Source organism: Rhodococcus sp. LB1, assembly GCF_001583455.1.
GTDB classification, from domain to species: domain Bacteria; phylum Actinomycetota; class Actinomycetes; order Mycobacteriales; family Mycobacteriaceae; genus Rhodococcus_F; species Rhodococcus_F opacus.
Window position 1 is genome coordinate 1 of record NZ_LTCZ01000324.1, and the last position, 1971, is coordinate 1971.

Here is a 1971-nt window from a genome sequence, read left to right on the forward strand (position 1 = left end):
GGATGGCCGCCAACCTCGGCAACACCTCCGGACTGGCGGCCCCTCGCAGGCCTCCCCCGCCAAGCTCGTGGCCTGGGTGAGCGTGGAGTGATAGTGAGCGCTACGGCAGCGGCTGCCCGCACGAATCATCGCGCCAGGTCTGGGGCGGCAATCGACCCAGCCACTATCAGGACGCGGCAGCGCCGACGCGCCGACCGGACCGGGCGCGTGAGACCAGCACGCTCACCACGACGAGCAGGGCGAGGAGTCCCGATAACCAGTAGCCGATGCCGTAGACGCCCTTGGCAGCGACCTCGAGACCGGTTCCGACCACCGGAACCAGGGAGGCGCTGAGGTCGGCGCTGACCAGTGCCGTGCCGAAGGCGAAACCCACGGCCATGGACGTACCGGCGATACCGGCCGCCATCCCGGCTTTCTCCTCGGGCACTGCCATCTGCACCATGGTGAACCCCGCTGCGTAGCCGATTCTGGTCCCGAGACCCATGACGGCAGCGCCCACGAGGTAGTGCCACTGCTGGTCGTGCGCGACGGCGAGCCAGGCCAGCCCCGATGCACTGATGAGCGCTCCGATGACGAAGACGGTCGCACCACGGCCGTTGAACAAGGCGCGGTCGAGTACGGTTCCGCGAATCAAGAACGCCGCCGCGAAAGGTGCCATGAGCCAGCCGGTCTGCAGCGCGCTGAGCCCGAGGCCGTAGGCGTCCGCTGGACGAAGATCCTCGGGAGTGATCTGGGCGTACGTGCTGAGCAGCAGCAGGAAGGCCGAGTTCACCGCGGCGAACAATGCGATGCACAAGCACGAAGCGGTGACCAAAGGCGCCTTCATCAGTGCGACGTCGAACACTGCCGAGGTCGACCGGCGCTCGACGCGCACCCAGGCGATGCCCCCGACGATGCCGGCCACCAACGGAATGAGTGCCGCGACGCCCCACACGAGGCCTTGCGTCAGAGTCAGCAGGATCGCGGCGACCCAAGCGATCATCCACACCGTGCCGAGTACCGCGATGCGGCCGGAACGCTCAGCAGGCGGGGTGTGTGGGATCACGGCATAGCATGCAACGGCTGTCACTGCGCACACTGTGGTGAGGATGATGAAAAAGCCTCGCAGCGAAAGACTCTCGACGATGAAGCCACCGCCGATCATGCCCACGACGATGCCGACACCGGTGGCGATGACCAGAACTGCAACACCCACCGTGATGCCGTCCTCGCCGAGATTGCGGCGCAGGAAACCGAGTGGAAGCAGCTGCGCCGCGCCCCCGAAGCCCATGAGAATACAGCCGACCAGAAGGGTCGAGTACGAGTCGCCGGCCGCCGGAACGAGCGCGCCGACCGCAAGGAATGTGGACGCCGCCACCGCGGCGTTGCGGTCGCCGAACAGATCGGCGAGGCGCGGCAGCAAGATGAAGCCCACTCCCCCGCCGAGGGTCAGCGCCGTGTAGAGCCACGTCGTCTCGGCCACTGTGGCGAGGCCGTACTGCGCCTGAATGATCGGCAACAGCGGCGGCAGGATGAAGATGACGGCGTTGGTCAGGACAATCAGTAGCGTGCCGACACCGATGAGCACTGCCTTGTTCGGCGCGGGGCGAGCAGTCGCCGCACGGCCGAGTCCGGCTTGCTGGTGGATCTCTGTCATGAATTGCTTCCTTCGATGATCACGCCGCCGTCTCGCATGATCATGTCGACCATGGCTTCTGCGGTGGCGTCGGGAGTGAGACACGTGAGTTCGTTGGTCACCGGGTTTGTCGCATCGGAATGCGCCGAGCCGCCTATGTGATCCGGCTCATACCGCAAGCCAAGTGAGTCGTATGATCAAGGCATATGACTATTTCTTCGCGTCGTTGCATGCACGTCACGACGGTTATTCGTGGCAATATGGCAACCCGCTTAACGCTCCGACTGGTAGCGTGGAACCGACTTGATCATCCGTTCAGATCTGTTGACAGGAGAAGGCATGGCTCGCATTCCCGC

The 1971-nt window shown here is 65.0% G+C and carries 1 protein-coding gene; it reads right to left on the reverse strand.

Going from position 1 to position 1971, the window contains the following annotated elements; genetic code table 11:
- Positions 1 to 166 precede the first annotated feature (166 nt).
- On the reverse strand, positions 167 to 1636 hold the full coding sequence (locus AZG88_RS32965; protein WP_061700230.1) for an MFS transporter: 1470 nt from the start codon (positions 1634 to 1636) through the stop codon (positions 167 to 169).
- Between the last annotated feature and the right edge of the window lie 335 nt (positions 1637 to 1971).